The 271-nt window shown below is 62.0% G+C and carries 1 protein-coding gene; it reads right to left on the minus strand.

From position 1 onward, the window contains the following. Positions 1 to 56: 56 nt before the first annotated feature. A partial coding sequence (locus SB765_RS29850; RefSeq protein WP_410932523.1) for an NAD-binding protein occupies positions 57 to 271 on the minus strand: 215 nt, incomplete at its 5' end.

Genomic DNA, 271 nt, shown 5'->3' on the forward strand with positions numbered 1-271 from the left:
GTAATCGTGCGCCAGCGGCACCAGCGGACGCGTGCTGAAGTCAAAATGCTGCTGACTCATTGCGCCTTCAGGTAGCGGTAGATCACCGCCAGATCCTCTTCACCGTGTCCGGCCTCCACCGCCTGCTGCCAGAGCTGTGCGATATTCTCCAGCGCCGGCAGCGGCGTCTCTGCGGCATCCAGCGCCAGGCGGGCATCTTTCAGCGCCCAGACCAGATGCATCTGCGGCGTGAAGTCGTCGCTGGCGATCATCCCGAGCTTCATTTTTGCAT

The organism is Pseudomonas sp. SIMBA_067, assembly GCF_046534675.1.
GTDB classification, from domain to species: Bacteria; Pseudomonadota; Gammaproteobacteria; order Pseudomonadales; family Pseudomonadaceae; genus Aquipseudomonas; species Aquipseudomonas putida.